This is a genomic window from Winogradskyella rapida, from assembly GCF_042675845.1.
In the GTDB taxonomy this organism is placed as follows: Bacteria; Bacteroidota; Bacteroidia; order Flavobacteriales; family Flavobacteriaceae; genus Winogradskyella; species Winogradskyella rapida.
Genome location: NZ_JBHTKM010000063.1, coordinates 167,239 through 191,407 on the forward strand (window position 1 = coordinate 167,239; position 24,169 = coordinate 191,407).

The following is a 24,169-nucleotide window of genomic DNA, read 5'->3' on the forward strand; positions in this document are numbered from 1 at the left end:
ATTTTGAACACCTTATTATACCCCACTTGTTTTCCTAACATCGTACATTTTTGTGCGATGCTAAAGGCTGATGTTTTAAATTTTGAAGTGAGTGATAACTACCAAAAGCAATCCTACCGAAATCGAGTAGAAATTTATGGCGCCAATGGAAAGTTAGCATTAACGGTTCCGGTGAGTTACAGTCAAAAAAACAGACAGTACTATAAAGATGTAAAAATTGCCAATGAAGAACAATGGCAACAATTGCATTTAAAATCGCTATTATCGGCCTATAGAATGTCGCCTTTTTTTGAATTCTATATAGACGATTTAATGCCGCTCTTTGAAACTCAGTTTGACTATATTTTAGATTTTAATCTGAAATGCTTCGAGTTGATAGTAGACGCCATGGAGTTAGATTTAAACCCTAATCTTACAGAAACGTTTAGCAAATCGCCCGAAAACACCACAGATTACAGAGCCTTAGTAAAACGTAATACCAAGCTGAACACTTTAGAGCCGTATACCCAAGTTTTTACCGAAAAGCACGGGTTTATTTCTAATCTCAGTATATTAGATCTTTTATTTAACGAAGGTCCTAATACCGCCTTATATTTAAAACGACAAGATATCGTTCTTATTTAAATCTGCATGCTTCAACCGCTTATTCATTACGGTATACACTTCGGACTTCCTTTAGTGGTAGCTTTGTGTTTTTTTAAAACACATTGGCTAAAAGCTTATGGTATTATGTTGTTGGGGATGCTCATTGATTTAGATCATTTATTAGCAACTCCTATTTTTCACCCTGGACGTTGCAGTATTAATTTTCATCCGCTTCACTCCTACTACGCTATAGCCTTATATATTCTATTATTATTTCCGAAGGCCACACGACTTATAGGGCTTGGATTAACCATTCATATCCTCGCAGATACCGTAGATTGTTGGTTAATGCAGTTTTAAAGTTGTTTTAATTGGGTAATGATCCGATAGCTTTAGGTCGTAAGTTTTAAAGCCATTCACAGTAAAATCTTTATCGGCCAAAATAAAATCGATCCGCATAGGAAAATACTTAAAGTTATAGGTCTTTCCGAAACCATTTCCGGCTTCTTCAAACGTATCAATAAAATGATCTCCCTTAACAACTCTATAAATATATGAATACGGTGTATTATTAAAATCACCAGTCACAATGGTTTTATAATGCGACTTGGCTTTGTGGGCCAAGAATAATTCCACCTGCTCTTGCTGCGTCTTAAATGTTGACCTTACCTGCTTAAACAAATGTCCTGAAGTTTCTTCCTTTAATTTTTCAACGTCAGTCTGAATCCCTGAAGATTGCAAATGAAAGGTATAGAGCCTAATGGTATCTTTCTGTTTTACAACATCTACAAAGATGGCGTTATTATAAGTGTTCGGAAATTCTAAAGAACCAGAGTTAACAATAGGAAATTTAGAAAAAATAGCTTGTCCGGACTTTACCCCTTTAGTTTGCCTGGCATTAAAATTATAATACCCTTTTAAATCTATAGGATCTCCACTTCTATACTCTTGAAGACATAAAACATCGGGATTCTCCTCTTTAATAAATTGTAGAATATCTTGCTTTACCGTTTTTCTAGGCAACCAACCAAACCGATTAAAAAGACGTACGTTAAATGACATCACAGAGAAGTTAGCCTCGTCTTCAATGGCTTCAGAAGCTGAAAACTTATACATGGAATTGATATAATTCCACCCTAAAAGAAGCACAATTAAAGACAATAACATCTGCTTACGCACTCTGAGTAACCAGTAAACAAAGAAGATAATATTGAACATAATAAGTAAAGGAACGCCTAAACTTAATACGGATAATGAGGCAAAACTTTTTGGAGGAATATAGGGTAAAACGTAAGATATAAGCAGTAGAAATGCCACCAATGAATTGATGAGAAATACAATTTTACTCCATAGACTTAAACCCTTCACCTAATTAATCTTTTCCTACTTTAAACAAAAATGCTTTCTCTTCTGCAGTTAAACTTTCATAACCACTCTTACTAATTTTATCGAGGATAGCATCAATTTTCTTTTGCTTATCTAACGGATTTGCGGCCTTTTTAGTCTTAGGTTTAGCTTTATTTTTAGCTTTACTTTTATAAACCGTTTTTAAATTGGATTTCGGTTTAAAAAGCGTCATAAACCAATCCATGCTACGTTCAAATCCTACGCCAATATCCGTACCTTTTACCAGTTTTGTAGCATAGACATAGCCTAAGGCATATCCTCCTAAATGTGCTACATAGCCGCCTTGGTTGAGTCCTAAAATAATTCTAAACAAATCGAGCCCCACAATAACCATCGCAATATGTTTCCACTTTACATTAAACATATTAAACAATCGGATCTCACTATTAGGCATATAGGCCGCTACAAATAACAACAAAGCACTAACACCTGCAGAAGCGCCAACTAATACGCCTTGACCGCCTAGCAAAGAGGCAGGCATTAAATTGGTATAAGCCAAATAAGCCAATCCTCCGAAAATAATTCCTAAAAAATAAATATTAAGAACCATTTTAATACGAAACAAATTGCTCGTGACCTGCGATAGATAATAGAGAAATAACATATTAAAGGCAAGATGGAATAGGCCATTGTGTAAAAATCCATAGGTTATTAAAGACCAAGGTTGAAAGAGAAAATCCATGATCCCTGATGGCAATTCAAAATAAGCAAAAAGATGAAATCTTAATAAGGATTTAAACAGTAATGCAATGATAAATACCACCACATTGATGGCGATGATTTTACCAAAAACATCGAGATTATTATACTTATATTTTAAATCTTGAATAACGCTCATAATTAATTCCAGCGGTATTTATCGTTTTCATTTTTCTTCCAGAAATACATGAGTAAAAACCCTGTTAAAGCACCACCAACGTGCGCCATAAATGCGGTATTGCTTGGGCTAAATATAGAGTTTCCAGAAATTGCCGAAAATAGATCTAAGGCTATAATTCCAGGAATAAAATACTTTGCTTTAATAGGAACCGGTAAGAAAATGAGCATTAATTTAGACTCCGGAAACAACATCCCAAAGGCTACTAAAACGCCCATTATAGCTCCTGAAGCCCCAACCATGGTACCATTAAAAGCACCTATAAAGCTATCAAACTGATCGCCTAAAAGCGGTAACCAAGCTGTACTATATTTTCCTTCACTTAAAATACTTACAATTTCAGTCTGTGAAGCACCAGACTCTATTAAGGTTGTTAGACCTGAATTATACTGAAAATATAAAAAAGCAAGTTGAATTAACGCCGCCCCAAAACCAGAAAGCAAATAGAAAATCACAAATTTCTTAGCGCCAAATATTTGTTCTACAGCCGTACCAAACATCCACAAAGCAAACATATTAAACGCAATATGCATAAAACCACCATGCATAAACATGTGGGTTAAAAGCTGCCAAGGTTGGAAATTTGGATTTTGTGGAAAATAAAGCGCAAACCATTGATAGAAGGCTTCTCCATTTCCTATGGCTAATGTTCCTATGAACATAACCACGTTTATAATTAATAAATGCTTCACAGCATCTGTGATTCCTTGTCTCATAAATTACATGAATTTTTTTTCAATCTCGTCTACTGCCATAGTAATAAAGGTTGGCCTATTAGCAGGAGACACATTAGGTTCTTTACAGGCAAATAAACTATTTACCATATGTTCTTGTTCTGCACTATTTAAAGACTGGCCGTTTTTTATCGCTAAACTCTTCGCCATAGACTTGGCCAAAAGATCCGTAGTACTAAAATTGGTGTCTGGCACATCATTCTCTACATCACTAATAAGTTGCTCTAAAATCATAGAGACTTCGCTCTCTGGAACACCAACCGGCACCCCTGTAATGGTTATGGTTTTGTCTTGCATTTCAGAAAACACAAAACCTGTATGTTCTAATTCCGATTGTAAGCCTTCAATAATACCAATTTCATTCGGTGTGAAATGCAATTCTAAAGGAAACAATAATTGTTGACTTGTTGCTTCTTTTATGGTAATATGCCTTAAGAAGTTTTCATATAAAATACGTTGATGCGCTCTATTCTGATCTATAATAAGCATCCCCGATTTTAAAGTACTCACCACATATTTCTGTTGCAGCTGAAAAGTAGACTTTCGGGTTTCTATAGCGGCCTCATCAAAAATAGAACTGTCTTTGGCTTCACTTTCAAAAGTCATTTGGCTAAATTCAGAATCCGAGTTATTACTCTTAGATTCTAAACCAACATACAAACTCTCCCAAGAATTTCCTGAACCTGAAGATTTAAATCCGGTTTGCGAATGCTTTGTTGTCACTACCGATTTCCCAGAAAAAGGTGATACCGGTATTTTTTCTTGTGCAAAAGGATTAAAAGTTCGATCTACTTCAATAGCAGGCGTTTCTACAGGTTTGTCCTTATAATCGTATGGTGTATTAAAATGATTTGCCTGATCGTCAAAATCTAAAATTGGCGCAATATTAAATTGCCCTAAACTGTGCTTTACAGCCGATCTTAAGATGGCATAAAGCGTATGTTCATCATCAAATTTTATTTCAGTCTTAGTCGGGTGAATATTAATATCAATACTTTTCGGATCTACCGTAAGATTAAGAAAATAAATAGGGTGATAACTATCTTTTAACAAACCATCATAGGCCGAATTGATCGCATGATTTAAATACGGACTTTTAATAAAACGTTGGTTGACAAAAAAGAACTGTTCTGACTTGGTCTTCTTAGAAAATTCGGGTTTCCCAACAAAGCCTGATATTTTTAATACTTCGGTTTCTTCTTCAACAGGAACCAATTTCTCATTGGTTCTGGTTCCAAAAATATGCACGACACGTTGCCTATAATTTTCTTGTGGCACATTAAAAATGTCACTGCCATTATGGTAAAATGAAAATGCAATATTAGGATGTGCCAAAGCGACACGATGAAATTCGTCTGTGATATGACGTAATTCTACAGAATCTGATTTTAAGAAATTACGACGAGCAGGAATATTAAAAAACAAATGTTTTACGGACACCGAAGTTCCTGTTGGTGTTACGGTAACCTCTTGGCTTTTTACTACACTGCCTTCAATCTCAATTGCGGTCCCTAAATCGTCTTCCACTTGTTTGGTTTTCAATTCTACATGAGCAATCGCTGCAATACTTGCTAAAGCCTCGCCTCTGAACCCTTTGGTATTCAGCAAAAATAAATCTTCAGCAGATTTAATTTTAGACGTCGCATGGCGCTCAAAACTTAATCGGGCATCTGTAACACTCATTCCTTTGCCATTATCAATGACCTGAACAAGCGTTTTACCCGCATCTTTAATAATGAGTTTTATTTCGGTAGCATTAGCATCAATAGCATTTTCTAGTAGTTCCTTAACTACTGAAGCTGGACGTTGTACCACCTCACCTGCTGCAATTTGGTTAGCAACATGGTCTGGTAAAAGCTGAATAATATCTGACATTAGCGATTGGTGAAGAATATGGATAAGTCAAAATCAATGATAAACAAAAAGATTAAGACAAAAACGGCAATTAAAATTAAGATTGTTCTATTAAACCCGGTAGTGTTATTACGATTCCTTAGCTTAATTCTATTATCATGCCACTGCCCTGAAAAGTCGTTTTTATTGTACGTTTCGGCATAGGCATCAAACTTAGAAGCATATTGGGTCCCTTCTACACCATCTTTACCTTCGTAATATCGCGGTGTATAATTGAACCTTTTATTTCTAGGCAGTCTTTTTATTAAAGTGAATTTTATTGGTCCCATAATATCTTTATTTAATATATCCGTCAAGGACATAAATTAAAACAAGAATTAAAACTAATATAATAATTAAGGCGGGTAACGACGTTAAAACACTTCCACGATGTTTGTTACTACCATTAGCTTCATTCCATAAGGTTTCGAAGTCGTCTTTCGACTTGCTTTTATCGGAATCCTGAAGTTGAGATTTGTATGTAAAACGTTTATTTTTTCTCTGCTTAAACAACTACCTCTTAATTTAACTTGATGAATCTCAAAAGTACTGAAAATACAAGGAAAAATTCCTTAAGGATACCTTAAAATTATCAACAAAAAGGATGCCACGCCTGTCTTGGCAGTTGACTAAAACCAAATAATCCACATCATATGTCGTAGGATGTGGATTATTTTAAAGTTTTAAAGCCTATAAATAGCGCTAATTCTATAAGGCTGAATCTTTTCGGAGGGCTGCCATTTTTATTGCTGCAATGCCCGCTTCCGTACCTTTGTTTCCGTGAATACCTCCAGAGCGATCTAAAGATTGCTGTTTGTTATTGTCAGTAAGCACACAAAAGATAACAGGAATGTCACCTTGTACATTAAGATCTTTGATCCCTTGTGTAACGCCTTCGCATACAAAATCGAAATGTTTGGTTTCACCTTGAATTACACAACCAATAACAATAATAGCATCTAGCATTCCAGATTCAGGATAGATACTTTTACTCATACGTGCTGCACCATAAGTTAGCTCAAAAGCTCCTGGCACATTCCAACGTACTATATTTTCTTTTACCGCACCACAGTCTATTAAGGCATCAAATGCGCCTTGCCATAAACCTTCGGTGATTTCATCGTTCCATTCTGAAACAACAATCCCAAACCGAAAATCTTTCGCGTTTGGGATTGTTGCTTTATCGTATGCCGATAAATTATGATTTGCCGTTGCCATATCTTACAAGCTTGCTTCTACTTTTCCTATTAAAACATCTACATTCTTCGCTTCAGTAGACGTAGAATAATCCGTTTTAATACGCTCTAAATATGTTAAAGCCTTATCATTTTCACCTAAAGTGATAGCCACTTTAGCAGCTTTCATTAAATACATAGGTGTCGTAAAATTGTTATCGTTAGCTTTAAATGCATCTTCATAATACCCTAAAGCATCTGAAGGTTGCTCTAATTGCATAAAAGCGTCTCCAATACCACCTTTAGCAATAGGACTTAACATTTTATCATCGCTAGAGAAATCACTTAAATACGTAATCGCATTTTGGTAATCTTTTAAGTTTAAGTAAGCCATACCAGCATAGTAGTTTGCTAAGTTCGCCGCAGGACTTCCGCTATACTCACTTGCAATATCTAACATTCCGTATTTACCTTCGCCACCTTCTAAAGCCATTCTGTAAAGTGAATCTGAAGACACACCAGAAACAGCATCGTCAAAATACTTTTTAGCGGTGTACATTTCATTCATAGCTTCACGCTCTTGTGGTTCTACCACAAGATTATTATACCCTAAGTATCCTAAAACAACTACAGCAATAGCCCCTACAATACCTAAAATATATTTTTGGTTTGCTACGGCCCACTCTTCAGTTCTAGAAGCGCCTTCATCTAAAGTATTAAATACTTCAGCAGTTGTAGAGTTACTATCATCGATAATCTCTTCCTGCTCTTTCTCTTTTTTCGTTTTCGGTTTGTAGCCTCTTTTCTTATACGTTGCCATAATGTGTCATTTTGTGCGTGCGCAAAAATAAAATTTTTATTGGGATTTAAAAGCCTATTTATTTGTTATTTTTGAATAATTAATAACTCGCTCAAATGTGCCTTTACAGCTGTAAATACAGGCCTAACGTTACCTTTTCATGAATCTAAACTCGCTATCTTTAGTTAATTACAAAAATTTTGAAAGTCAGGTTTTCGATTTCGACGCCAAAATAAATTGCTTCGTTGGTGCTAATGGCATCGGAAAAACAAACGCATTAGATGCTATTTATCATTTAGCCTTCGGAAAAAGTTACTTTAATCCTATTGCGGTTCAAAATATCAACCACAATGCTGAGTTTTTTGTTGTCGATGGAAATTTCACTAAAAATGATCGTCCCGAAAAAATTATCGTCTCTTTAAAACGCGGTCAAAAAAAGGTCATTAAACGAAACGCTAAAGCTTATGACAAATTTAGCGAGCATATTGGTTTTATTCCTTTAGTTATTATATCGCCAGCCGATCGCGACCTTATAATAGAAGGAAGTGACACCCGACGAAAATTTATTGATAGTGTCATCTCTCAGAGTGATAAATATTATTTATTAGAACTTATTAATTATAATAAGGTCTTAAGTCAACGAAATGCTTTACTAAAATATTTCGCCCTTAATAACACCTTTAATGCCGATACCTTAGCCGTGTATAACGAACAACTTCATAGCTATGGTACAGAAATATTTAAAAAACGAGATGCTTTTTTAAAGACCTTCATCCCTATCTTTAAAGCGCGCTACGAAGCCATTAGTCAAAGTAAAGAAGCCATTGACCTTAAATATAAAAGTGATTTGTTTGATAGTGAATTAATCGATTTACTGCATAAAAACATTAACAAAGATAAGGCCCTTCAATACACTAGCGTGGGGACGCATAAAGACGATATGGTATTTTTAATTGACGATTTTCCTATTAAGAAATTTGGAAGTCAAGGGCAGCAAAAATCCTTTTTAATCGCTTTAAAATTAGCGCAATTCGATTTTATAAAACAACAAAGTGGTGTATCGCCCATCTTACTCTTAGATGACATCTTTGATAAACTCGATGAAAACAGAGTCGCACAGATTATTAACCTGGTTGATGATGATCACTTTGGGCAAATTTTTATCAGTGACACCCATGCTGAACGTACCGAAAATGTAATAAAACAAACCCACCAATCGTATAAAATGTTTAAATTATGAAAACCTATTTTTGGCTCCTATGCCTCATTCTATGCAGTTGTTCTAAACACCCTGAAGCTCATATAGCGCATTTACAAGGCTATTGGGAAATTGAAGAAGTTACCTTAGCAGACGGAAGCAAAAAGACCTATCCTTATAATGAAACCATAGATTTTATTAGTGTTAATGACAGTTTAAAAGGGTTTAGAAAAAAACTTAAACCCGGTTTAAATGATACGTATTACACTTCTGCAGATGCGGAACGTATTGAGTTACGTATTGAAAATGATGAATTAAACATCTACTACACCACCCCTTATGCACAATGGAAAGAAACCATTTTAGAGGCCAGCCCGGAGCGGCTAAAAATTATTAATGAAGATGAAAATGTATATTTGTATAAACGTTATACTCCTATTCGTTTAGATTTGGAAGAAGACAACGCTGACGCATTACAAAATTGACCCTAACGCAATAGTAAAATACCATGGCAAAACGCAATAACGACAACCAATCCATACAAGATATTTTAAAGGAATTTGTTGAAACCAATAATTTACAATCGGGATTAGATAAGGTGGATGTCCGAGAAGCTTGGACAAAACTTATGGGAAATGGTGTTAACAATTACACTACAGCCATTGAACTTAAAAATGGAACGCTATACGTGCAACTTAGTTCTAGTGTGCTACGTGAAGAACTTAGCTACGGAAGGGAGAAAATTGTAAAAATGCTTAATGAATCCCTCCGTAAAGACGTGGTTAAAAAATTGGTTTTACGCTAAATTATGGCCTAAACGCGGACCAATATATTCCTTTCTAAAACTTTAAGTCCTTATTTCGTGCAAATCATAACTTATTGTACGGCTCATTCCTTCTATTACAATTCTTTTTAGCGCTTAGCGTACATCTTTAAGCTTAAAATACTTAGAACTTTATAACTCTGAAAATTTTCATTTCCTTTTATACACAGGTTCGTTTTATCCTGTATTTAAGGGAGCTCAGCGTAGATCAATTTGAACTTTTAGCTTGATTTTTGAAGTCCATAAACCCCACTCAAAGTTTTATAAATTTTGAGTCTTCACTTAGGGCGTCATTAAATTGCCTATAATTCCTTATTTTTAAGTTCTCTATATTTTTATTTATGAACGCTATTAAACTAATTGCTTCCTTTCTACTAATGCTTTCTGTGGGCTATGGATTAAACGTTAAATTTGGATCTGTACCTCCAATCGGAAAATTTCTCAATCCTTACACCGGTATTTGGCAAAATGAAACGGATGAAACCATCACAGGCACCCTTAGTATTCCAAATCTTAAAGACAAGGTCACCGTGCACTATGATGCTCAACTTATTCCTCATGTTTTTGCTCAAAATGAAAACGATTTATACCGTGCTCAAGGTTATCTTACCGCCAAGCACCGCTTATGGCAGATGGAGTTTCAAACCTTTGCCGCTTCTGGGCGTCTATCCGAAATTATAGGAGAAGCTGCTTTAAATTACGACCGACAAGAACGAAGACGCGGTATGGTTTATGGCGCAGAACAAACCCTCAAAAAAATGAGCGAAGACCCAACAACTTTAGCTCAGGTTCAAGCTTATGCCGATGGCGTAAACAGCTATATAGCACACTTAAAACCTGAAGATTATCCGGTAGAATACAAGTTATTGGATTACCAACCCGAAGCTTGGACTCCTAAAAAAACGGCCTTATTATTAATGTATATGACTAAAATGTTGGCTGGTGGTGATAATGATATGGAAAACACAAATGCCTTACGTTTGTTTGGCAAAGCCCGTTTTGATTTATTATTTCCTGATTTTTATAACCATACAGAACCTATTATTCCTAAAGATCACGACTGGAGTTTTATAAACGTCCCGCAGACACCACATCCTAATATGGAACCTGTTTTAGAAGCCGTTGCTGAAACCATTACCAAGCCCGACCCCAATTACGGGAGTAATAACTGGGCGGTGTCTAAAGAAAAATCAGCTATAGGACATGCCATCTTAGCCAATGATCCTCACCTCGGTTTAAACTTACCCAATATTTGGTTTGTGATGCAATTAAGCACACCAAGTCATAATGTTTTTGGTGCTACGCTTCCTGGAGCTTTAGGTGTAATTTCTGGTTTTAACGAACATATTTCTTGGGGAGAAACCAACGCCACACGCGATGTTATTGATTGGTATAAAATTGAATTTAATACCAATCGCACGCATTACAAATACAACAAAGAATGGGTGCCTCTAAAAAAACGTGTAGAACACATTAAAATTAGAGGCCAAGAAACCTACCGCGATACCGTGTTGTATACGCATCATGGTCCTGTGGTTTATGATAAAAATTTTAAATCGGACAATAATTTATCGGGCTACGCCATGCAGTGGACAGGTTTTATTCCTGGAAATGGACAAAAAACATTTACCGAAATGAATAAAGCCAAAAATTATGAGGACTATAAAAAGGCGCTAAAACATTGGGTGGCCCCGGCACAGAATTTTGTTTTTGCCTCTACTGAAGGGGATATTGCTCTATGGGTTCAAGGTCAATTCCCTAACAAATGGGAAGGTCAAGGTAAATTTGTAATGGACGGAAGCCAACCCGAAAACGATTGGCAAAGTTTTATCCCTCAAGAATTCAATGCCCACGTTAAAAATCCGAAGCGAGGATTTGTAAGTTCTGCTAACCAAACCCCAGTAGATGAAGCTTATCCGTTCTACGTTTTTAATGATGGCTATGAAACCTACCGCAATCGGGTGATCAACAATTATTTTAACTCTAAAGCGCAATTTAGTGTTGACGATTTTAAGGATCTACACAACAATAATTATAACTTAAAAGCATCAGAATTGATGCCTTACATGCTGTCTCGCATGGACACTACCCATTTTAATTCTGACGAAAAAGAGATTTACCAATTGGCTAAAGACTGGGATTATAATAATGCTATGGATGAATTTGGCCCTAGTATTTGGAAAGCTTGGTGGGATGTGCTTTACGACATGGTTTGGGATGAATTTGAGGTTGAAAACACTGCCCTTACCACACCATTTACTTATCAAACCATTGCGCTTTTAAAAAACAATGGGGATGATGATTTTATGGATCTTATAAATACACCTGAAAAAGAAACGGCTAAAGATTTGTTCCGTTTAAGTTTTAGTGAAGCCGTTAAAAACCTTAATGCCTGGAAGACAAAACACGGCAGCCTTAAATGGGTAAATTACAAGGGCACTTTTGCCGGACACCTATTACAAGCACTTCCGGCATTTTCTAGATTTAATATTCCTATTGGTGGCGGAAAAAACATTGTCAATGCGACCGCTGAAAACTGGGGACCGTCTTGGCGGATGATTGTAGAAATGACCTCGCCTCCTACCGCCTTAGGCATTTATCCTGGTGGGCAATCGGGTAATCCGGGTAGTCAGTTTTACGATAATTTTATTGACAAATGGGCCGCCGGAGACTATTACCAACTTCATTTTTTACCCAACGATACGGCTACGGAAGTCATTATTGGAACTCAAACTTTAACACCTCTTAAATAATGCGTCATAACCTACTCCACTTTAGTATTACAATTGTATTAGCTTTTTTATTCGCGTTATTTTTACCTTGGTGGTCTGTAATGCTTGCGGCTATTGGAGCTGCCTTCCTCGTTCCGCTAAAAAAAGCAACTGTATTCTTTATCCCTTTCTTAGGCATCTTTTTATTATGGTTGCTTTGGAGTTATTATTTAAGCGCTGCCAACAACTTTATCATGGCAAAACGTATTGCCGTCTTACTTCCTTTAGAGGGAAATCCTTATCTGCTTATGGTGGTTACAGGAATAATAGGCGGATTAGCAGCGGGAATTGCTGGTATTTTTGGAACACAATTGCGAAGACTGATTAAAAAATAAGTATGACCCCGTTAGCGATACATCAATCTTTTATATGCTAAGGGAACTCACTTTCAGTATTAAATCATTTTCAACAAAAGGACAACTTTAAGACTTCTTGAGGTGTGTAAGACTTTATTATCTATTTGCATTCAAGGAGTTCAGTTTCTTATCTAACTTCTAGCGAACCAATGAAGTCTACCGATTCCGATTCAACTATTATACAACTCATAAACAGAAGCCTTCTTAGGCTGACGCCTTCAATGGCACTTCAAAAAGCAGATCAAATCTAAAGGCCGTTTAGAGATTTTCTTCAGACTAAAACTCGCTTTTTTTTATTCGCTTATAGCAAGATTACAATTCATCATTAAAAATTGACACTTCGGTATATCGCTTTATTTAATTCCGAAGTATCTCTAGATATTTGCTTTATACAAAATCGCATATATGATGATTACACTTTCAAAACTTATAATTCTTATAGCCATTAGTATTGCAGACCACACCTTAAAACCGGTAAATACTGTAGCTGAAGAGCCTCTCAAGCATTATCAAAATACATCTACAAATAATAATAAACAGATGTATCATTTTGAAAACAATTTAGAACCCTTAAAACCCAACACAGCATGAAAAATTTAATCCTTCTTTTAGTCGTCGCCATAAGCACCGTGACGCATGCACAATCTAATTTTGAAACCGGTATGACTAAAGCCTTTGAACTTTGGAAAATAGGAAAAACAGATGAGGCCGAAAATAGATTTGAACGAATTGCACAAGCTGAACCCCAAGAATGGCTACCACATTATTACATTGCCCAAATAAACAGTCTTAAAAGCTGGACTGAAAAAGACGCTGCGGTATTAAAAGCGCAATTAAATAAAGCTCAAAAGCACTTAGATCTAGCACAGGCCATTAGCGAGAACAACCCAGAACTTCTTATTATGCAAGCTCAGGTTTTAACCAATTGGGTGGTTTATGACGGTATGACTTATGGTATGAAATACAGCGCTCAAATTAACAGCCTATACCATGACGCTTATACGCTGGACCCTACAAACCCAAGAGCGGCCTTTTGCAAAGCCGATTGGGCTATGGGAAGCGCTACATATTTTGGAAAAGATACCGCTCCATATTGTGAAGACATTGAAGCCGCATTAAATCTTTTTGATACCTTTAAGCCAAAGAGTGCTATACATCCTAACTGGGGTAAAGAACGCGCACTTAGGGTTGCTAAACAATGTAAATCTTAATACACCATGATAAAGTCTTTAAAAAAAATTATACTCACGTTTCTAATAGGTACAGCCGTTTATCTTATAGGCAATCTATTATCTAATGGGTTTGACTATAAAAAGGTCAGTGATTTTTTTACCGACTTTGGGTTCTACCAATTATATGCCTTTGCTTTAGGCTATACGAACATGGGGTTTTTCGATTATATGGAAAAACAAAAGTGGGAGAATAACGACATATTAAAACGTATTATCTACGGCATTATAGGATCTACCGTCCTTACCTTAATCGTGCTATTTACCCTTCGCTTATTTATTTCTACGGTGATTTACAACATTGACATAACCACGTTTTTTGAAAGAGAGACATGGCAAGGTTACTCATTTGGCTTATGGATTACTTTAACCATCGTTACCATATTTCATGTTATTTATTTTTATAATCGCTACCAGAAAAATAAAATTAAAGAGCAAAAGGTTATTGCCGGAACCGCTAGTGCAAAATTTGACGCTTTAAAAAATCAGTTAGATCCTCATTTTTTGTTCAACAGTTTAAATGTTCTTACGAGCCTAATTGAAGAAAACCCTGTAAATGCGCAAAAATTCACCACCTCTTTATCTAAAGTTTACCGCTATGTCTTAGAGCAAAAAAACAAAGAATTGGTTACCGTAGATGAGGAGCTAAATTTTGCAAGAACTTATATGTCACTCTTAAAAATGCGCTTTGAAGATAGCATCATTTTTGAGATCCCGGATAAAGCCACGAACCCAGAAAGCAAGGTGGTACCGCTTGCCTTACAGTTACTTTTAGAAAATGCTGTAAAACATAATATGGTCACATCGACCAAGCCATTACATATAATTATATATGAAGACAACAACCACTTAGTGGTGATGAACAACTTACAACCCAAGCAGATTGTTAAAAAAAGTAGCGGGGTTGGCTTAGAAAACATAAAACAACGGTATGCTTTGCTTACCAACAGAAAAATACAAATTAACCAAAGAGAGAACGACTTTTTAGTTGCGCTCCCTATGCTAACAAAACAAGTTTCAATGATTAGAACGATAGAAAAATCAGAAGCCCGACTTAATAACGATTACGTAAAAGCCAGAAAGCGTGTAGAAGAACTTAAAGCCTTTTATTACAGCCTAATTTCTTACTGTGTGGTCATTCCTTTTTTAATTTTTATTTGGTACCGTTACTCCTATTTTACCATACAATGGTTTTGGTTTCCCTTGCTAGGTTGGGGCTTAGCCCTAAGCATACAAGCCTATAAAGTCTTTGTCAATCATAAAGCCTTTGGATCGGATTGGGAAGCCCGAAAAATTGAAGAATACATGCGAAAAGAAGAAGACACGAAACGCTATAATTAATAAAACTATGAAACCACATTATTCTAACAACGCGTATCAAAGAGCAAAATCTAAGGTGGAAAAATTAAAAGGTTTCTACACCCACCTCTGTGTTTTTGTTGTAATAAACACCGTTATTTCTGCCGTAAAAATCATGAATAACCTAAACAACGGTGAAACTTTTTGGGAAGCTTTAATAGATTTTTCAACACTCATTACTTGGATAGTTTGGGGTGTTGCTCTTGTACTCCATGCCCTATCTGCGTTTGAAATCCTGGTGTTCTTTGGTGACGAATGGAGAGCTAAAAAAATTGAAGAATTCATGAAAGATGAATTACAAAACCCTTAAATTCTAGTCTTATGAAAAAATATTCTATAGAACCTTATGACAACCCGAAAACGAATACCGACTTCAAAAAAGAGGAAGCCTATTTAAGGGCGAAGAAAAAAGTAGATGCTATCGTTGGTTTTTACTGGCACGCCGTAAGCTATGTTGTTGTGAACATCTTTTTAATTGTACTGATTGGCATCAATTCTAATCAAGGATTTAGCAGTTTTGGTACCTATGCCACCGCATTTTTTTGGGGAATTGGTCTTCTTTTTCATTTCTTGGGTGTTTTTGGTCCCGATTTCTTATTCGGAAAAAATTGGGAAAAACGTAAAATCGAAAAGTATATGAACGACGAAGAGCAACATTGGGAATAATCTCACCAATTAACAGTGAACACTTTAAATTAAAACAGCATGTCACCTCAGGATCAAGATAAGCTTGAAAAAGCAAAAGCACAGCTACGTAAAGTTAAAATATTCTATATTCACCTCATCGGATATTGCATTGTAATAGGGCTACTTTTATACAATTTATACATTGTAGCAGGTCCTTATAAAAATAATATTACCAGCCTTAACCTCAGCGTTATGGTGGCGTGGACCGTTTTTATTATTGTTCACGGCTTAACTGTTTTTAAAAACCGTTCTATTTTTAAAAAAAATTGGGAAGATCGCAAAAGAGAACAATATTTGGAGCAAGAAAAAGATAAGGAAGAACACAACTTTTGGGAATAAAACGAACCTCTTAATGAAGTACATTGTTTAAAACTACAGCACAATCTTATGAATGTAATTATTATTGAAGACGAAAAACCATCAGCTAGACGTTTACAACGTCAATTAAACAGCTTAGAAATTCATGCAGAAACGCTATTGCATTCTGTTGAAGAAGCTATAGATTGGTTTAACAATAACCCGCATCCCGACTTGATATTTTTAGATATACAGCTCAGTGACGGTTTATCTTTTGAAATCTTTGAGGCCGTAGAAATTAAATCGGCAGTCATTTTTACCACGGCTTATGATGAGTATGCTTTAAAAGCCTTCAAACTGAATAGTATTGACTATTTACTAAAACCTATAGATGATGATGATTTAGCCCAAGCGGTTGAAAAATACAGCGTAAGATTACCTAAAAAACAGGCCGTAACCCTAGATTTTAACGATATTAAAAACCTATTGGTCAACCCCATTGAGCGCGATTATAAAAAACGATTCTCGGTTAAAGTAGGGCAACATTTAAAACTTATTAATATTGAAGATATAGAATGTATCTATAGCGAAAATAAAGGAACCTACGCTTACACCAATACAGGCAGAAATTACCTCTTAGATACAACCTTAGATCAATTAGAAAACGACTTAGAACCCGATATTTTCTTTAGAACCAGTCGTAAATTCTACATTAATATCAATGCGATAAAAGATATTATAAGCTACACCAACTCTAGACTACAAATTAAATTGCAGCACTATAAAGACCAAGAGATCATTGTAGCCCGAGAACGTGTTAAGGATTTTAAAAATTGGTTAGAATAAATTAAGGCTTATCCTCAATACGATTGTCATCAAAGGCCGAAGGCAATAATTTAGGAATAAATTTTATAAATAAAGGCAGCAATAACATCCCTCCGGGCAACATAAAAATAGCCAAACTCGGTATGGACTTAAAGATATCCATAAGTTGGGTTTGTATTTTTTTTTGCTCTTCGTCTGTGAGATTGCGTTGGGTAGACTGCGTCAGTAAATACAGGGCTTCTTTACTCTCAGACAACTCCTTAATTAAGCGTTTACTATTGCGATGTATTAGTTTAGCCACCACCTTAGTACTGTTATCATAAAAACTTTGAGCTAAATTTTTAGAACTTAAAAAGGCTACTTCATGCTTATGTTCATCATAAAACAGATTGATATCTGTAATAGATTTTAAAATAATGCTAGCGTCTATATTTAAATCGGCTTTTAGTTGTTTTAAAAAGGCCTGTTCTTCATCATCAATAACTTTGTCCGTCCATGAAGCCATACAGACCAAGTCTACAACATATAACTTTTCTAAAGGCGTATAAATACTCGCAATAGCATCCTTATAATTTAAAACTTCAGCATTTTTATGCCTTATAGAACTTTCAAATAAGCGAATAAGGTTATTATCATATTCCGATTTTTCAGACTTATTTTCAATAACCGAAAACACAATCGTTTCTAGGGCAAATTCTAAACGCGTCACATAAGATCTAATCGCATGCGGTTCTTTTAAAAAACGTTGATAACCTAACACATCAACAAACAAAAGGGCATTAATTAAGAAATAATTAAAACTTTTTGAAATAAAATTATCATCAATATGAATGCGTTTATGAATGATTTTTTCAAGCAAACTATCGGGCGATTTGTCACTAAATAAATCTTCAAAAAACGACCGTTTCTGATCACTAATGGTTTTGTAATACCGAATAAGACTGTCGGTAAAACCTTCATCTGTTTGCGCCTTACTGTAGACAAAATAAAAGGTTAATAACAGATTAATTTTACAACGCTCCTCCTCACTGAGATCAAAGGGTTTCACAATATTTAATACAATTTTAATATTGCTTCCGTAAATAAATCCTGCTTGTTTTAAGTCCCCATAGAACACCTTATCCTCGGTCTCAGAATACATGGTTTCAGACACCTCATTAAGTAATTTCTTTATCCAGCCATTTGCTGATGGGTTCATAACATCCAGTTTATAGAATTCAAAGTTAATTCATTATAACGAAATAGCCCATGTTTTTTTCATTAACAAAATTTTAACAAAACCGGCATTTACATTTTTACGTAGGTAGTGCAGAGACAAAAATAAATAATTAACTAAATCTCAAAAATGATGAAAAAAACAAAAATTTTAATCGCCACAGCGGTATTGAGTATCGCCACATTTGTAGCCATCGCAGCAGACCATATAGATGCTCCTGCCGTTCAAGGTGGAACAAGTGACATTACCGACTTTTATGCCTTCAGAGGTGAAGAAACTTCCAATTTGGTTTTAGTAGCTAATGTACAAGGTTTACTAACACCTAGCGCCACAAGCAGTGCCACTTTTGATGAAAACGTTTTATTGGAATTTAATATTGATACCGATGATGACAATGTTGAAGATTTAGTAATCCAAGCCACACCAAGAGATGGTAAAATGTATTTCTTTGGTCCTACAGCACCAGCGCAAACCGGACTTAACAGTACTATTGTTTCAACCTCATCAAATGCTGCTGTTGTAGATATTACCAGCTATGGAGCGTCAGCAATTGTTGAAGAATTTGGGGGTATGAAGTTTTTCGCAGGTCCTAGAGATGATCCTTTCTTTTTCGATTTTAACACCTATACAGAAATTATCGCCGGAAATGCTTCAGGCTTTAACAATCCTGGAGATGATACTTTTGCCGGAACCAACGTATTGTCTGTTGTAGTAGAAGTTCCAAAATCTATGATTGGTGGTTCAGGTACCATTAAAACTTGGGTAGAATCTAAAAGAAAACAATAAACCCCATTGGCTTTCCACTAAGAAATCACTTTAACAAGTGAATCTTATCCTTAGACGATAAAGCACTATAAACACATTTAAAAATATACAATTATGAAATTCAATACGATAAAATTATTCAGCCTTGCCATTGCAGTCTCATTAGTAGCCGTAAACTGTAGCGACGATGACGACAATACAACCGCACCAACAGAAATTAATTTCTCTGGCACTTACATGCAAGAAGATCAAATGGGTAGACCAGCGATTAATACGGTCTTTGTAAACGACGGTATGAAAGATACGTTTAACACGACCGTTCCTTCTGAAATGGGAGCTGCGTTTCAAGCTGCATTTCAAGCTAAATTAGAAGCTTTAAGTCCTGCTTACGATCCGGCCTCACCAGAAGATGCCAATGCTTTAGGATTTACAGCCGAACAATTTACAGGCGTTTTAGCCACCGATGTTCTCACGGTATCCTTAGATGCTCCAACCACCTTTTTTGATGGTACTAATATCCTAACTGGTAGAAACCTTACCGACGATGTTATTGACGTAGAGTTAATCTTAATTTTTGGTGGTGAAGATGGCTTAACCAACCCAGAATATCCAGGGTTAACAAGCGATAATGTGGCCGCTAACGACAAAACGTTTTTAACGTCTTTCCCTTACCTCGCTTCGCCTTGGTAAATCTTTAAATACAAAAGCTAAAATGAGATTTCACCATCTCATTTTAGCTTATTTCTAACTAAAAACCACATCATAACAGCAACTCAAAAACAACTATTATGCAACTTAAACATATCCTTCCCCTATTCATTATTGCTTCTTTATGGAGCTGTGATTCAAAAACGGTCGCCAAATCCTCAGATTATAACACCTACCTCAACACGGCAATAACTGCTGAAGACCTTCAAGACGATATTGATTTTTGGACCCTAAAAATTAAAAATAGCAGTAGCCCTTATGCCTATTTTATCAGTAGAGCCCAAGCCAAAACAAAAGTGTTTAATAGCACCGGAAACATAAACTATCTAATCGATGCTGAAAATGACCTGCTTAAAGCTAAGGCTATAGTTAAAGATTCAGACGCCGGACTTTTAAGACAAATTGCCAGTAATTATATTTCGCAACATCGTTTTAAGGAAGCCTTAGTCTTATTAAAACAAGCCGAATCAAATGGCGAAAAATTAAACAGCACTAAGAAAATGCTTTTTGATGTGCATTTAGAATTAGGAAATTACATCTACGCCGAAGCCTACCTTAATGACATAAAAAACGAGGCAAGCTTTGATTACCTTCTCCGTTTGTCTAAACTAGAAGATCACAAGGGCAACCTTGACACCGCCATAGAACATATGGAAGAAGCAACCGCTATTGCCGAAGCTTCAAATTTAAAAAACCTTAAACTCTGGTCGTATACTAATAGCGCGGACTTTTACGGACATGCCGGAAATATTAACAAATCTTACACCTATTATTTAAAAGCTTTGGCCTTAGACCCCAATAATGCCTATGCAAAAAAAGGTATTGCATGGATCGCTTATGCTAATGACAATAATCCTGATGAGGCCTTAAGAATTCTCAACCATATTACCACCTACTATAATGCTCCAGATTACGATCTTTTTAAAGCTGAAATCGCCGAATACAAGCATAACGATTCACTAAAAACCAAATACTTAAACCACTACCTCGCTGCTATTGACAATAAGTTGTACGGCGAAATGTATAATAAATATAATGTACTCTTATTTTCTGAAGATTTAGAGAATCCTGATCGGGCTTTAGAATTAGCCAAACGCGAAATAGAAAACAGAGCCACTCCCCAATCTTACGACTTACTCGCTTGGAGTTATTTTAAACAAGGACAGATTGCTAAAGCGGAAGCTATTATGGATGAATTTGTTGTTGGAAAAACCTTTGAACCTGCCGTATTATATCACATTGCAGAAATCCACAAAGCTTCCGGAAACACAGATAAAGTCCTACCTTTGAAGACTGAATTATTAGCAAGTCTCTATGAATTAGGACCGCTAATGGAACAAAAAATCAATCAATTATAGTAACCACCTTAAAATCAAGCATGAAACATTATTTTATTCTTTTTGCACTCTGTTGTTTTTCATTTGTCACGCAGGCCCAAAATCAGAAAGGCCTTATTGTCAATGAACTTAACCAACCTTTAGAAGCCGCTTATATTTATAACGAAAGCTCAGAAAGCCATGCGCATTCCTCAGAAAATGGCGTATTTGTAATTAACCATACTAAACCAGGGGATTCTTTAAGAATTGGGTTGCTCGGTTACAAAACAAAATTTATAACATTAGAAGCGGTAGCAACACTTAAAATCGTTTTAGAAGAAAAAGCGTTTCAGTTAGATGAGATGCTCATTTCTGAAGAGTTAAATACTGTAAGCACGATTTCCCGATTAGATTTAGACATCACCCCGGTGAATTCTTCACAAGAAGTCTTACGGAAAGTTCCTGGCTTATTTATAGGTCAGCACGCCGGTGGCGGAAAAGCCGAACAGTTATTTTTACGAGGCTTCGATATAGATCACGGTACCGATGTCTCTATTTCGGTAGACGGGATGCCCGTAAATATGGTGTCTCACGCCCATGGGCAAGGTTACAGTGACCTGCATTTTGTAATCCCAGAAACTGTCAATAAAATTGACTTCGGAAAAGGGGCTTATTATGCTAAAGAAGGTGATTTTAACACCGCAGGTTATGTAAATTTTAGCACTAAAGATTACCTAAAAACGAGTGAAATTTCATTCTCTGTCGGACAGTTTAATAGCTTAAGAACCGTAGGTTTATTCGATTTACTAGAAGACACAAAGAACCAAAACGCTTATGTTGCCTTAGAGTACATTAGTACCGATGGTCCTTTTGAATCGCCTCAAAATTTTAACCGTCTTAACCTCTTTGGAAAATACGTTCACTTTTCTCCAGAAAATGATAAGCTCACCTTAACCGCTTCGCATTTTACAAGCCGTTGGGACGCTTCAGGGCAAATTCCACAACGTGAAGTCGATAATGGTAATATTTCTAGATTCGGAGCGATTGACGATACCGAAGGCGGTGAAACCCAACGTACCAATCTTAATGTTAGCTTTGATAAGTACATTTCTGACCATACCTCTATAAGTACAAATGCATTCTATTCGCATTACGCTTTTGAACTCTATTCAAACTTCACCTTTTTCTTAGAAGATCCTGTTAATGGCGATCAAATCTTTCAAAAAGAAGATCGAAATATCTTTGGTGTCAATACCGCTATAACTCATAACACCAATCTTGGTGACACCGAATTAATTGTAACCTCTGGCTTAGGCTTAAGACATGATATTTCTGACGATGTAGAACTTTCAAGAACATTAAACAGAAGTACCACCTTAGAGCGTATTCAATTTGGTGACATTAACCAAACTAATATTGATGCTTTTGTGGATGCGACTTTTGATTTTGGAAAATTTAAAATTGCCCCAGCCTTACGTTTCGATTATTTTAAATTTATGTATAACGATGCTTTACAAACAAATTATGAAACCCTATCGGAAACAAAAACCTTATTAAGTCCTAAATTAAATTTCTACTATACCGCACAAGATAATTTACAATTATACCTTAAGTCTGGCTTAGGATTCCACTCCAACGACACTAGAGTTGTAGTGGCTAATGGCGGAGAAGATATTTTACCACGCTCTTATGGTGCAGATTTAGGAACCATCTGGAAACCCTTTCCAAAATTAGTGGTTAATTCAGCATTATGGTATCTCTTTTTAGAACAAGAATTTGTGTACGTGGGCGATGCCGGAATTGTAGAGCCTAGCGGAAAAACACGTCGTTTAGGTGTGGATTTAGGCTTACGCTATCAACTTAACGATTGGTTATTCTTAGATACGGATGCAACCTACACCCATGCCCGAAGTATTGAGGAAGCAGACGGTGAAGATTACATTCCTCTAGCGCCAGATTTCACGTTAGTAGGAGGTCTTGCTGTGGATGATTACAAAGGCTTTTCAGGAGGTTTACGTTTTAGATATTTAGATGATAGAGCGGCTAATGAAGACAATTCTATTGTTGCTGAAGGCTATATGGTGACCGATTTTAACGCGAATTACACCATTAATAATGTCACCTTCGGAATTGCCATAGAAAACCTATTTGATGTGGAGTGGAATGAAACTCAGTTTGCCACCGAATCTCGTTTGCAAAACGAAGCACAATCTGTTGAAGAAATTCATTTTACACCAGGAACTCCGTTCTTTCTTAAAGGGACAGTAAGTTACCGTTTTTAAAACCTTTCAACCTTAGTGTGTGGGGAAGCAGACTAAGTTATGTTGAAAGAAAACTGACAGAGAAGATTAATTTTTGTTTAAGATTAATCAGGTCATGAAATCTTCATGATGTTTTTGAGTTTTTTTGTTGGTGAAGCACCTGTTTGAAAAAGCAGGTGTTTTTTTATATCGTATTTCAAAAAAAGCCTATGCTTAAATTTGGGACAAAAAAAAGACCATCTCTAAAAGACGGTCTTTTTTTATGGTATGTATAATGCTTAAAACATATCTCTACCTGCAAAATGAAAAGCGCTTTCAATAGCTGCATTCTCATCGCTATCACTTCCGTGAACAGCGTTTTCACCGATAGAAGCGGCATATAACTTACGGATTGTTCCTTCGGCTGCATCTGCAGGGTTAGTTGCTCCGATTAAAGTTCTAAAGTCTTCAACAGCATTTTCTTTTTCTAAAACAGCTGCAACGATAGGGCCACGAGTCATATATTCTACTAATTCACCAAAAAATGGTCTTTCGTTATGAATTGCGTAAAATTCCTCAGCGTCAGCCTTAGTCATTTGCGTTAATTTCATTGCTACGATTCTAAATCCTGAAGCTGAAATTTTTTCTAATATTGCGCCAATGTGTCCTTTTTCAACAGCATCAGGCTTTAGCATTGTAAATGTTCTGTTAGTTGCCATGTATCTTTTTTAAATTTGCTGCAAAAGTAATGTATTTCTCTAACAAATCAAGGCCTGTTTTTATTAAATTATTGTTACTAAAATAGGCTCTAAACCCTTTCGGTCTAGAATCCTTTCCTTTAATCTATAGATGGCCTTTCCCCTATTCTACGGCCTTTCACAGAAGAATTCAAACAGAAAACACCATTTT

General features: G+C 35.9%; 27 protein-coding genes. 18 read left to right on the forward strand and 9 right to left on the reverse strand.

The genetic code is table 11. The annotated features are described in order from the left end of the window. Positions 1–3: 3 nt before the first annotated feature. Together ACFQ13_RS08245 and ACFQ13_RS08250 are read left to right on the forward strand one after the other, a co-directional pair. Positions 4–624: a WbqC family protein gene (locus ACFQ13_RS08245; RefSeq protein WP_386116109.1), complete on the forward strand. Its 621-nt coding sequence runs from the start codon at positions 4–6 to the stop codon at positions 622–624. 6 nt (positions 625–630) lie between these two features. Next, on the forward strand, positions 631–945 hold the full coding sequence (locus tag ACFQ13_RS08250) for a DUF6122 family protein (RefSeq protein ID WP_386116111.1): 315 nt from the start codon (positions 631–633) through the stop codon (positions 943–945). Here ACFQ13_RS08250 and ACFQ13_RS08255 read toward each other — a convergent pair. The 7 genes from ACFQ13_RS08255 to ACFQ13_RS08285 all read right to left on the reverse strand — a co-directional run bounded on the left by ACFQ13_RS08255 (position 931) and on the right by ACFQ13_RS08285 (position 7,491). Further along, positions 931–1,953 carry an endonuclease/exonuclease/phosphatase family protein gene (locus ACFQ13_RS08255; RefSeq protein WP_386116114.1) on the reverse strand — a complete coding sequence of 341 codons (1,023 nt, stop codon included), beginning with the start codon at positions 1,951–1,953 and terminating at the stop codon, positions 931–933. The genes ACFQ13_RS08250 and ACFQ13_RS08255 overlap by 15 nt on opposite strands. A 4-nt stretch (positions 1,954–1,957) precedes the next feature. After that, positions 1,958–2,830, reverse strand: coding sequence for a rhomboid family intramembrane serine protease (locus tag ACFQ13_RS08260; RefSeq protein WP_386116117.1), 873 nt, complete (start codon positions 2,828–2,830; stop codon positions 1,958–1,960). 2 nt (positions 2,831–2,832) lie between these two features. Beyond that, positions 2,833–3,585 (reverse strand): rhomboid family intramembrane serine protease, encoded by a 753-nt coding sequence (locus ACFQ13_RS08265; protein WP_386116120.1) that lies wholly within the window; start codon positions 3,583–3,585, stop codon positions 2,833–2,835. A gap of 3 nt (positions 3,586–3,588) precedes the next feature. Beyond that, complete coding sequence (mutL, locus tag ACFQ13_RS08270; RefSeq protein ID WP_386116123.1) at positions 3,589–5,478, reverse strand: DNA mismatch repair endonuclease MutL; 1,890 nt, start codon at positions 5,476–5,478, stop codon at positions 3,589–3,591. Beyond that, on the reverse strand, positions 5,478–5,786 hold the full coding sequence (locus ACFQ13_RS08275) for a hypothetical protein (protein WP_114309685.1): 309 nt from the start codon (positions 5,784–5,786) through the stop codon (positions 5,478–5,480). Before ACFQ13_RS08275 ends, mutL begins: the two co-directional genes overlap by 1 nt. 418 nt (positions 5,787–6,204) lie before the next feature. Then, on the reverse strand, positions 6,205–6,714 hold the full coding sequence (gene ribH, locus ACFQ13_RS08280) for a 6,7-dimethyl-8-ribityllumazine synthase (protein ID WP_386116126.1): 510 nt from the start codon (positions 6,712–6,714) through the stop codon (positions 6,205–6,207). A 3-nt stretch (positions 6,715–6,717) separates the two neighbouring features. Next, on the reverse strand, positions 6,718–7,491 hold the full coding sequence (locus ACFQ13_RS08285; RefSeq protein WP_386116128.1) for a tetratricopeptide repeat protein: 774 nt from the start codon (positions 7,489–7,491) through the stop codon (positions 6,718–6,720). 139 nt (positions 7,492–7,630) lie between these two features. On the opposite strand from ACFQ13_RS08285, the gene recF reads away from it, so the two are divergent. The 12 genes from recF to ACFQ13_RS08345 all read left to right on the forward strand — a co-directional run bounded on the left by recF (position 7,631) and on the right by ACFQ13_RS08345 (position 17,036). Next, positions 7,631–8,710 (forward strand): DNA replication/repair protein RecF, encoded by a 1,080-nt coding sequence (recF, locus tag ACFQ13_RS08290; protein WP_114308944.1) that lies wholly within the window; start codon positions 7,631–7,633, stop codon positions 8,708–8,710. Further along, a complete protein-coding gene (locus ACFQ13_RS08295; RefSeq protein WP_386116131.1) occupies positions 8,707–9,153 on the forward strand; it encodes a lipocalin-like domain-containing protein in 447 nt (148 codons plus the stop codon). Before recF ends, ACFQ13_RS08295 begins: the two co-directional genes overlap by 4 nt. Positions 9,154–9,176: 23 nt before the next feature. Further along, positions 9,177–9,473 (forward strand): DUF721 domain-containing protein, encoded by a 297-nt coding sequence (locus ACFQ13_RS08300; protein ID WP_114308942.1) that lies wholly within the window; start codon positions 9,177–9,179, stop codon positions 9,471–9,473. A 359-nt stretch (positions 9,474–9,832) separates the two neighbouring features. Further along, entirely contained in the window at positions 9,833–12,244 is a 2,412-nt protein-coding gene (locus ACFQ13_RS08305) for a penicillin acylase family protein (RefSeq protein WP_386116133.1), read from the forward strand. Then, positions 12,244–12,597, forward strand: coding sequence for a hypothetical protein (locus ACFQ13_RS08310; RefSeq protein WP_386116135.1), 354 nt, complete (start codon positions 12,244–12,246; stop codon positions 12,595–12,597). Before ACFQ13_RS08305 ends, ACFQ13_RS08310 begins: the two co-directional genes overlap by 1 nt. Positions 12,598–13,023: 426 nt before the next feature. Beyond that, a complete protein-coding gene (locus tag ACFQ13_RS08315) occupies positions 13,024–13,209 on the forward strand; it encodes a hypothetical protein (protein WP_386116137.1) in 186 nt (61 codons plus the stop codon). Next, positions 13,206–13,829 (forward strand): hypothetical protein, encoded by a 624-nt coding sequence (locus ACFQ13_RS08320; RefSeq protein WP_386116138.1) that lies wholly within the window; start codon positions 13,206–13,208, stop codon positions 13,827–13,829. The genes ACFQ13_RS08315 and ACFQ13_RS08320 overlap by 4 nt, the downstream gene beginning before the upstream one ends. 6 nt (positions 13,830–13,835) lie before the next feature. Next, positions 13,836–15,188: a histidine kinase gene (locus ACFQ13_RS08325; protein ID WP_386116140.1), complete on the forward strand. Its 1,353-nt coding sequence runs from the start codon at positions 13,836–13,838 to the stop codon at positions 15,186–15,188. A 7-nt stretch (positions 15,189–15,195) separates the two neighbouring features. After that, positions 15,196–15,516: a 2TM domain-containing protein gene (locus tag ACFQ13_RS08330; protein WP_386116142.1), complete on the forward strand. Its 321-nt coding sequence runs from the start codon at positions 15,196–15,198 to the stop codon at positions 15,514–15,516. An 11-nt stretch (positions 15,517–15,527) separates the two neighbouring features. Continuing rightward, complete coding sequence (locus ACFQ13_RS08335; RefSeq protein WP_386116144.1) at positions 15,528–15,872, forward strand: 2TM domain-containing protein; 345 nt, start codon at positions 15,528–15,530, stop codon at positions 15,870–15,872. A 39-nt stretch (positions 15,873–15,911) separates the two neighbouring features. Continuing rightward, positions 15,912–16,232 (forward strand): 2TM domain-containing protein, encoded by a 321-nt coding sequence (locus tag ACFQ13_RS08340; protein WP_386116146.1) that lies wholly within the window; start codon positions 15,912–15,914, stop codon positions 16,230–16,232. Between the two features lie 48 nt (positions 16,233–16,280). Further along, on the forward strand, positions 16,281–17,036 hold the full coding sequence (locus tag ACFQ13_RS08345) for a LytR/AlgR family response regulator transcription factor (protein WP_114308934.1): 756 nt from the start codon (positions 16,281–16,283) through the stop codon (positions 17,034–17,036). 1 nt (position 17,037) lies between these two features. Here the strand turns inward: ACFQ13_RS08345 and ACFQ13_RS08350 are convergent, their stop codons facing one another. Continuing rightward, positions 17,038–18,213, reverse strand: coding sequence for an LETM1-related biofilm-associated protein (locus ACFQ13_RS08350; protein ID WP_386116148.1), 1,176 nt, complete (start codon positions 18,211–18,213; stop codon positions 17,038–17,040). Between the two features lie 150 nt (positions 18,214–18,363). On the opposite strand from ACFQ13_RS08350, the gene ACFQ13_RS08355 reads away from it, so the two are divergent. The 4 genes from ACFQ13_RS08355 to ACFQ13_RS08370 all read left to right on the forward strand — a co-directional run bounded on the left by ACFQ13_RS08355 (position 18,364) and on the right by ACFQ13_RS08370 (position 23,302). After that, a complete protein-coding gene (locus tag ACFQ13_RS08355) occupies positions 18,364–19,017 on the forward strand; it encodes a DUF4331 family protein (RefSeq protein ID WP_386119405.1) in 654 nt (217 codons plus the stop codon). Between the two features lie 93 nt (positions 19,018–19,110). After that, positions 19,111–19,686, forward strand: coding sequence for a DUF4331 family protein (locus ACFQ13_RS08360; protein ID WP_386116150.1), 576 nt, complete (start codon positions 19,111–19,113; stop codon positions 19,684–19,686). A 98-nt stretch (positions 19,687–19,784) separates the two neighbouring features. Beyond that, positions 19,785–21,062: a tetratricopeptide repeat protein gene (locus ACFQ13_RS08365; RefSeq protein ID WP_386116152.1), complete on the forward strand. Its 1,278-nt coding sequence runs from the start codon at positions 19,785–19,787 to the stop codon at positions 21,060–21,062. A gap of 20 nt (positions 21,063–21,082) precedes the next feature. After that, entirely contained in the window at positions 21,083–23,302 is a 2,220-nt protein-coding gene (locus ACFQ13_RS08370; RefSeq protein ID WP_386116155.1) for a TonB-dependent receptor, read from the forward strand. A 257-nt stretch (positions 23,303–23,559) separates the two neighbouring features. Here the strand turns inward: ACFQ13_RS08370 and ACFQ13_RS08375 are convergent, their stop codons facing one another. Beyond that, positions 23,560–23,979, reverse strand: a complete 420-nt coding sequence (locus ACFQ13_RS08375; protein WP_114308928.1) for a nucleoside-diphosphate kinase — start codon at positions 23,977–23,979, stop codon at positions 23,560–23,562. Between the last annotated feature and the right edge of the window lie 190 nt (positions 23,980–24,169).